The organism is Hydrogenophaga sp. (assembly GCF_051007235.1).
Lineage (GTDB): Bacteria > Pseudomonadota > Gammaproteobacteria > Burkholderiales > Burkholderiaceae_C > Hydrogenophaga.
In genome coordinates this window covers 1-7,740 of the sequence record NZ_JBPCSJ010000475.1, presented here as the reverse complement: position 1 = coordinate 7,740, position 7,740 = coordinate 1, and the positions used below count along the sequence as shown (strand labels likewise).

The 7,740-nt window shown below is 67.6% G+C and carries 9 protein-coding genes; all 9 read right to left on the bottom strand.

Annotation, left to right across the window (positions count from 1 at the left end; all coding sequences use genetic code 11):
* Positions 1 to 585 (bottom strand): SDR family NAD(P)-dependent oxidoreductase (locus ACR2JA_RS16770; protein WP_434010215.1); only part of this gene is annotated, 585 nt, incomplete at its 3' end.
* Positions 586 to 710: 125 nt separating this feature from the next.
* On the bottom strand, positions 711 to 1,202 hold the full coding sequence (locus ACR2JA_RS16765; RefSeq protein WP_434010214.1) for a GNAT family N-acetyltransferase: 492 nt from the start codon (positions 1,200 to 1,202) through the stop codon (positions 711 to 713).
* Complete coding sequence (locus tag ACR2JA_RS16760) at positions 1,199 to 2,134, bottom strand: glutathione S-transferase family protein (RefSeq protein ID WP_434010213.1); 936 nt, start codon at positions 2,132 to 2,134, stop codon at positions 1,199 to 1,201. The genes ACR2JA_RS16765 and ACR2JA_RS16760 overlap by 4 nt, the downstream gene beginning before the upstream one ends.
* Positions 2,135 to 2,150: 16 nt before the next feature.
* Positions 2,151 to 3,803: an acyl-CoA dehydrogenase family protein gene (locus tag ACR2JA_RS16755; protein WP_434010212.1), complete on the bottom strand. Its 1,653-nt coding sequence runs from the start codon at positions 3,801 to 3,803 to the stop codon at positions 2,151 to 2,153.
* A gap of 113 nt (positions 3,804 to 3,916) precedes the next feature.
* On the bottom strand, positions 3,917 to 4,930 hold the full coding sequence (locus tag ACR2JA_RS16750; protein WP_434010211.1) for an NADP-dependent oxidoreductase: 1,014 nt from the start codon (positions 4,928 to 4,930) through the stop codon (positions 3,917 to 3,919).
* Between the two features lie 19 nt (positions 4,931 to 4,949).
* Complete coding sequence (locus tag ACR2JA_RS16745; protein ID WP_434010210.1) at positions 4,950 to 5,747, bottom strand: SDR family NAD(P)-dependent oxidoreductase; 798 nt, start codon at positions 5,745 to 5,747, stop codon at positions 4,950 to 4,952.
* Positions 5,747 to 6,172, bottom strand: a complete 426-nt coding sequence (locus ACR2JA_RS16740) for a PaaI family thioesterase (RefSeq protein WP_434010208.1) — start codon at positions 6,170 to 6,172, stop codon at positions 5,747 to 5,749. The genes ACR2JA_RS16745 and ACR2JA_RS16740 overlap by 1 nt, the downstream gene beginning before the upstream one ends.
* Entirely contained in the window at positions 6,173 to 6,967 is a 795-nt protein-coding gene (locus ACR2JA_RS16735; RefSeq protein WP_434010207.1) for an SDR family oxidoreductase, read from the bottom strand.
* Between the two features lie 25 nt (positions 6,968 to 6,992).
* The coding region (locus ACR2JA_RS16730) for an acyl-CoA dehydrogenase C-terminal domain-containing protein (RefSeq protein ID WP_434010206.1) at positions 6,993 to 7,740 on the bottom strand (748 nt) is incomplete at its 5' end.

The window sequence follows — 7,740 nt, the reverse complement described above, 5'->3', positions numbered from 1 at the left end:
GTACGGGCAGAGCACGCTGGCGCTGACCTGATCTGTGACCAGCTTCAGGTCCTGGTACAGCGTTTCGCTCAGGCTGACCACCGCGTGTTTGCTGACGTTGTAGATGCCCATGTTGGGCGGCGTCAGCAGGCCGGCCATGCTGGCGGTGTTGACGATGTGGCCCTGGTAGGCAGGGTCGGCCTTGGCGGCGGCCAGCATCATGGGGGTGAACAGGCGCACGCCGTGGATGACGCCCCAGACGTTGACGCCCAGCACCCATTCCCAATCTTTGACGGAGTTTTCCCAGACCAGCCCGCCCGAGCCCACGCCCGCGTTGTTGAAGACGAAGTGCGGCGCGCCAAAGCGCTGCTGCACGGCCTGGGCCAGCGCTTCCATCTGCTCGGCGCTGGACACGTCGACCTTGCGGGCCAGCACGGGGGCGCCCGCGGCTTCCAGCTCGGCCTGGGCTTTGTCCAGCGCGTCTTGCTGCACGTCGACCAGCACCAGGTTCATGCCCAGCTTCGCGCCGATGCGGGCGCATTCGAGGCCGAAGCCAGAGCCGGCGCCGGTGAGCACGGCGGTCTTGCCTTTGAAATCTGAAATCACGTCTTGTCTCCTGGTGTGGTTTGTCGGTTTGAGGGGGAGCCTTTCAGCACACGCCAAAGATCCTGCTTTGCCGGTCCAAGGGCGTGGTCCCCATGGGGGGAAGACGCGAAGCGGCGCAGGGGGGACTACCGTCTGATCATTTCCAGATGCGGGATGCCGTCTTCGATGTAAGGCTTGTTGTCCGACACGAAGCCGTGCCGGTTGTAGAAGGCTTCCAGGTGCGCTTGCGCGCCGATGCGGATGGGCTGCGGGCCCCAGAGCGATTCGAGCAGGCGCAGCGATTCGGCCATGAGCGCGTGGCCGATGCCGCCGCCGCGCGCGGCCGGCGCGGTGACGACGCGGCCGATGCTGGCCTCGGCAAAGGCTGCGCCCGGCGGCACCAGGCGGGTGCTGGCGTGCAGGTGGACGGTGCCGTCGGCATCGACGACTTCACCCAGCACATGCAGGCATTGCTGGTCGAGGCCGTCCAGGTCGAGGAAAACGCAGTTCTGCTCCACCACAAACACCTTGCTACGCAGGCGCAGCAGGCGGTAGAGGGTGTCGGCACTCAGCGCGGCAAACGGCAGGCAGCGCCACTGGATGGGGGCACTGCGCGGGTAAACGGTGGTTCCGGTCAAGCTTTCACTTCCTTGAGTACATATCCGATACGGGGGAAATGTACGTGCAGGCGCCCTGCCCGGTCGTCGGTGCGGGCCAGGGTGACGTGGGTGCGGGTGGCAGCGACCAGGGTGCCTTCGGTGGTCTCGGTGCCGAAGCTCTGCGCCGCCACGGTGACGCGGCTGCCCAGCGCGATGCCGTGGTCGTCCTGGAAGGCTTCGCCCGCCACCGAAGCCGGCTCTGCCGCTGCGGCGATGGCAATGGCTTCGGTGGACGTGAGCTTGGACGGCTTGCCGTGGCCGATGGCGGCCATGCGGTCCATCCAGGCCAGCACGCCGGGCGTGGCGTCCAGGATGCCGGCCATGGCGGGGTTGGCCACGCGGGTGAACCACAGCGGGTGGTAGGCCGCAAAGTCGGCAATGCAGGGTGCGTCACCCAGCAGGAAGGGCTGGTCGTGCAGCATGTGGGCCAGGCGGCGCAGGTGGCTGCGGTAGGCACTGGTGGCGTCGCCGGGTCGCAGGCTGGTCATGCCCGTGCGCATGGCGCCGCGATCGGCGGCAAAGGCCTGGGCCGCTTCGGGCGGCTGGTTGGCGAACATGGCGGCCGCGCCCTTGGGGCTGAGCGTGTAGCCCATGGCGGCCCAGAACAGGTCCCCGTCGGCCCACTGCGCGACGATGCGGGCAATGCCTTTGAGGTGTTCGGGGAACAACGCTGGCTCGGGCTTCAGGTGTTCGAGCACCGTAGCAATCAGCGAGGTGTCGCAGTAGATGTCAGCGCCGATCTGCAGCAGCGGCGTGCGGCGGTAGCCGCCGGTCAGCGCCACCACGTCGGGCTTGGGCATGACCATGGGGATGAACACGCTCTGCCAGGCCAGGCCTTTGGAACCCAGCATGAGGCGGGCCTTTTCGGCGAACGGGGACGAGGGGTAGTGGTGCAGGATGGGGGTGGTCATGTCGGCCTCCTTGGTGTCAGTGTGGTTGCGCGCGCTGGATGATGGTGGCGAAGTCGGTGCCGGCGCCCAGCGAGCCGAAGCTGTGGCCCCAGTGCCCGGCCAGGCGCGAATCGCAGAAGGCGCCGAACACGGCGGGCGGCGCGGTCTGCGCCAGCAGCGCGGCCTGCACGGCCAGGGCCACGTCTTGCGCGAGGCGGCGGGCCTCCATTTCGGTGGCCATCAGCTCCACGCGGGTGGGCAGGCTGGCGGCCAGGTGGTCGAGCGCGGGGTGCATGCCTTGGGCGGGCGCGAGTTCGTGGGCCAGCGCAGCGGCGGCATCGGCCTTCCTCAACGCTCTGAGCAGGTCCAGCGCCATGATGTTGCCCGCGCCTTCCCAGATGCTGTTGAGCGGCATCTCGCGGTAGATGCGGGCCATGACGCCTTCGCCGCCCTCTTCCACATAGCCGTTGCCGCCCAGGCATTCCATGGCTTCCTGCGCGAAGTGGCTGCCGCGCTTGCAGATCCAGAACTTGGCCACGGGGGTGAGCAGGCGCTGCATCACGCGCTCGTGCTCGTCGGTGGCGGCGCGGTCGAAGCTGCGCGCCAGCCGCAGGGCCAGCGCGGTCGCTGCTTCGGATTCGAGCGCGAGGTCGGCCAGCACGTTCTGCATCAGCGGCTGCTCGATCAGCTTTTTGCCAAACGCGCTGCGCTGGGTGGTGTGGTTGAGCGCGATGGAAAGCGCCTGGCGCATCAGCGCGCTGGTGCCCAGGGCGCAGTCCAGCCGCGTCATGGTGCCCATGGCCAGGATCTGCGGCACGCCACGCCCCTCTTCGCCCACCAGCCAGGCAGTGGCGCCCGCGAACTCCACCTCGGAACTCGCGTTGGCCTTGTTGCCCAGCTTGTCCTTCAGGCGCTGGATGACGAGTTGGTTCAGCGAGCCATCGGGCAGCACGCGCGGCAGGAACAGGCAAGAGAGGCCGCTGGGCTTCTGCGCCAGGATGAGGAAGGCGTCGCACATCGGCGCCGAGAAAAACCACTTGTGACCGGTCACCTTGAAGCGCTGACCCCAGGCATCGCTGCCGTCGGGCACGGCCTGCGTGGTGTTGGCCCGCACATCGGAGCCGCCCTGCTTCTCGGTCATGCCCATGCCCATGGTGACGCCGGGCTTGTCTTTCCAGAGCTTGAGCGCCGGGTCGTAGGCACGGCTGGTGAGCTGCGGCGCCCAGTCGGCGTAGATGGCGGGGTTGCCCTGCAACGCGGGCGTGACCGCGTAGGTCATCGAAATCGGGCAGAGGATGGACGGCTCCAGCTCGGTGAAGAGCATGAAGGCCGCCGCCCGGGCCATGTGAGCGTGACCGCTGGCCTGTTCGGCCGCCGAGAACGGCGTGCCATGCAGCCCCGCCGCCGTGGCCGCCGTCATGAGTGCGTGGTAGCTGGGGTGGAACTCCAGCTGGTCGATGCGGTGGCCGAAACGGCTGTGGCTCTTGAGCTGCGGCGTGAACACATTGGCCAGCCGCGCGTGGGTCTGCATGTCGGCGCTGCCCAGCGTATCGCCCAACGCATGCAGGTGTGCCGTGTTCAGCGCGGGCGCGTTGAACTTGAGTGCCGCACCGAGCGCCTGATTTCCAGCAAAGAGGTTGTAGTCAACCAGCGGTTCCACCTGATTGAACACTTCATGGGTAGCACTCATGAACACTCCTCAAACAAGAGAGGTGGCCGATATTCCAGGCCGCCGCGGAACCGGCTTTGCCGGGCCGCCAGCGGCGCCCCCTGGGGGGTGACGCCGAAGGCGGCGCAGGGGGGTCAAATCCTGACGAGCTGTTTGCCGAAGTTCTTGCCCTTGAGCAGACCCAGGAAGGCCTCGGGCGCGTTCTCCAGGCCCTGCGCCACCGTCTCGCGCGGGCGCAGCTTGCCGGTGGCGACCAGGGTGCCCAGCTCGGTCAGGGCTTCGGGCCAGACTTCCATGTGCTCGCTGACGATGAAGCCTTCCACCTTGAGGCGGTTCACCAGGATCAGGGCCGGGTTGGCCAGCGGCAGTGGCTGGCCGTCGTAGCCGGCGATCATCCCGCAGACGGCGATGCGGCCGAAGGCGTTCATGCGCAGCAGCACGGCGTCGAGGATCATGCCGCCCACGTTTTCGAAGTAGCCGTCGATGCCGTTGGGGCATTCCTGCTTGAGCGCCTTGGCCAGGCTGTACATGTCCTTGTGCGCACGATAGTCGATGCAGGCGTCAAAGCCCAGCTCCTTGACCGCGTAGTCGCACTTGTCCGGACCGCCCGCGATGCCGACCACGCGGCAGCCGCGCGCCTTGGCCAGCGCGCCGAAGGCGCTGCCCACCGCGCCGGTGGCGGCGCTGATGACCACGGTCTCACCGGCCTGGGGGTTGATGATCTTGACCAGTCCGTACCAGGCGGTCACGCCGGGCATGCCGACCGCGCCCAGGTAGTGCGACAGCGGCACGTGGGTGGTGTCGACCTTGCGCAGCGCGCCGGGCTGGGTGGCGTCCACCACGCTGTACTGCTGCCAGCCGCCCATGCCCACGACCTGGTCGCCAGCCTTGTACTTGGGGTGCTTCGATTCGACCACCTCGCCCACAGTGCCGCCGATCATGACCTCGCCCAGCGGTTGCGATGCCGCGTAACTCTTGCTGTCGTTCATGCGGCCACGCATGTACGGGTCCAGGCTGAGGTAGTGGTGCTTGACCAGCACCTGGCCGTCGGTCAGGGCCGGCGTCTCGGTGGTGACGAGCTTGAAGTTGCCGACGGTGGCTTCGCCTTGCGGGCGGTTGTCGAGCAGGATCTGTTGGTTGGCGGGCATGGTGGGTCTCCTGTTGGGTTCACTGAGGGGTTTTGCGCAGGGTCGGCAGGCCGACGCCGGCGGCATCGAAGCCGCCGTCGACCGCCAGCACCTGGCCGTTGACGTAACCGGCCTGCGGGCTGCACAGGAAGCCAACCGCGTTGGCGATCTCTTCGAGGCTGCCGTAGCGGGCCAGCGGGATGGTGTCGTGGTAATCGGCGCGGATGGCGGGCGTGTGCACCTTCTTGGCCATCTCGGTTTCCACCGGGCCGGGCGCGATGGCGTTGACGCGGATGCCGGCGTTGCCGTATTCCACCGCCTGCTGTTTGGTCAGGTGGATCAGCGCGGCCTTGGACGTGCCGTAGGCCACGCGCAGCGTGCTGGCGCGCAGGCCCGAGATGGACGCGATGTTGACCACCGCGCCGCCGCCGTTTTTCAGCATCAGCGGCGCGCAGGCCTGCACGCAGAGGAACGGACCGTCCAGGTTGGTGGCCATGACCCAGCGCCATTCGTCGAACGTGGTGTCGGCTATGGGTTTGAAGGTGGCCACGCCGGCGTTGTTGACCAGGGCGTCGAGCCGACCAAAGGTGGCGTCGATGCGCTGCACCGCCGCGGCGACCTGCGCTGGGTCGGACACGTCGCCGTGGATCACCAGCAGGTCGCCCGCCCGATCACCGAGTTCGGCGCGCAGCGCGGCTTCCGTGGCGGTCAGGGTGGCGGCGTCGTTGTCGATCACCGCGACGCGGTGCCCGTGCTGAAAAAACCAGCGCGCGATCGCCAGGCCGATGCCGCGGGCGGCACCGGTGACGAAGGCAACAGGAATATGGGCGTTGGTCATCAGTCGGTCTTGAGCGTGTTCAGCGCGTTGGTGGACTTGCCCACCGGCAGCCGCGGCACGAACTTGAAGGTGCCGGTGGCGTGGGCGCAGAGCTTGCCTTCGGCATCCACGATGCGGCCTTCGGTAAACGCCATGGTGGCGGTGCGGTGCAGCAGCGTGCCGTGCGCGGTGAGCGCGCCCTTGGCTGCGCGCATGAAGCTGGTCTTCATTTCGATCGTCACGCAGCCCATGGCCGGCTCCACCGAACGCGCGGCGTGCGCCATCACCACATCCAGCAGCGTCATGCTGGCGCCGCCGTGCACCACGTTGAACGAGTTCTGATGTTCGGGTTTCGGGTCAAACGTGATCGTGGCCTGCCCACCCTCGAAGGTTTGCAGTTCGAAGCCGAGCAGTTCAACGAAGGGGATGTGGACCGAGAACTGCACTCAACCACCCGTGATGACCGAGACGCCGCCATCGACAGCAAGCCATTGGCCGGTGATGTGCTTGCCGGCATCCGACGCGTACAGCACCGTCAGGCCCTTGAGGTCTTCGTCGTCGCCCAGGCGGCGCAGCGGCGCGTGCGCGGCGAGTTGCTCCTCGCCCATGGCCTTCAGGGTGCCGGCGGTCATCTTGCTGGGGAAAAAGCCCGGGCAGATGGCGTTGACGCGGATGCCGTGTTCGCCCCACTCGGCGGCCAGCGCGCGGGTGAAGTTGATGACCGCGCCCTTGGAGGTGTTGTAGGCAATGGTCTTCATGCCGCTGGGGTTGCCACCCAGGCCGGCGATGGAGGCGGTGTTGATGATGCTGCCCTGCTTGCGCGGGATCATGCTGGCCTTGGCGATCAGCTGGCTGAGCAGAAAGTAGCTGCGCACGTTGAGGTTCATGACCTTGTCCCAGGCTTCGAGCGGGTGGTCTTCGGCGGGCGCGCCCCAGGCGGCGCCGGCGTTGTTGACCAGGATGTCCACGTCGCCGACGCGCTGCAGGGTTTCGCTGACGAGCTTGCGGATGTCTTCCTCGTGCTGGCAGTCGGCGGCTATCCAGCGCGCGTCGATGCCCGCGGCCTGCAGCGCGGCGGTGGCCTCTTCCAGGTCGCTGGCCTTGCGCGAGCTGATCACCACGCGCGCGCCGGCTTCGCCCAGGGCATGGGCCATCTGCAGGCCCAGGCCGCGCGAGCCGCCGGTGATGAGGGCGGTCTTGCCCTTGAGGTCGAACAGTTGCTGGATGGTGCGGTGGGTCATGCGTGTCTCCTTGGAAGGTGAAAGATCAGAAAGCGTCTTCGGCCAGCTCGGCACAGGTCAGGTCGCGGTTGCGCACCACCTGCAGCCAGGCGCCGATCTTGGGCAGTTCGTAGTGGAAGAAGAAGCGCGCCGCGGCCAGGCGGCCGGTGCGGGCGCTGCTGGCTTCGGCAGCGTGCGCGGCCAGAGCGACATCGAGCCAGATCCAGGCCAGTACCGTGTGGCCGAAGGCCTGCAGGTAGGGAACGGCGTTGGCCAGCGCCTCGGTCGGGTTGGCGGTGGCCCAGGCGGACTTGGTGGTGGCGCCCACGTCCTGCAAGGCCTGGCCCAGCGCGTTGGCGTGGGCGGCGAATTCGGGCACCTGGATGGCGCGTTCGATGGTGGCGTTGATGCGACCGGCCAGCAGTTGCAGGCCCTTGCCGTTCTCCATCAGCACCTTGCGGCCCAGCAGGTCCATTCCCTGGATGCCGTGGGTGCCTTCGTGGATCATGTTCAGGCGGTTGTCGCGCCAATACTGCTCCACCGGGAAGTCGCGCGTGTAGCCGTAGCCACCATGGATCTGGATGGCCAGCGAGTTGGCTTCGAGGCACCACTCGCTGGGCCAGCTCTTGGCGATGGGGGTCAGCACTTCGAGCAGCAGGCGCGCATCGTCGGCGGCTTGCGCATCGCCGGTGTGCTGCTCGTCCACCAGGCGGGCGCAATAGAGTTCGAGCGCCAGCGCACCTTCCGCATAGCTCTTCTGTGCCAGGAGCATGCGTTTCACATCCGCGTGCTCG

Bases quoted from the DNA above. Each gene is read 5' to 3' on its own strand.
- ACR2JA_RS16735 (WP_434010207.1), bottom strand. From the start codon at position 6,967: ATGACCCACCGCACCATCCAGCAACTGTTCGACCTCAAGGGCAAGACC.
- ACR2JA_RS16760 (WP_434010213.1), bottom strand. From the start codon at position 2,134: ATGACCACCCCCATCCTGCACCACTACCCCTCGTCCCCGTTCGCCGAA.
- ACR2JA_RS16755 (WP_434010212.1), bottom strand. From the start codon at position 3,803: ATGAGTGCTACCCATGAAGTGTTCAATCAGGTGGAACCGCTGGTTGAC.
- ACR2JA_RS16745 (WP_434010210.1), bottom strand. From the start codon at position 5,747: ATGACCAACGCCCATATTCCTGTTGCCTTCGTCACCGGTGCCGCCCGC.
- ACR2JA_RS16750 (WP_434010211.1), bottom strand. From the start codon at position 4,930: ATGCCCGCCAACCAACAGATCCTGCTCGACAACCGCCCGCAAGGCGAA.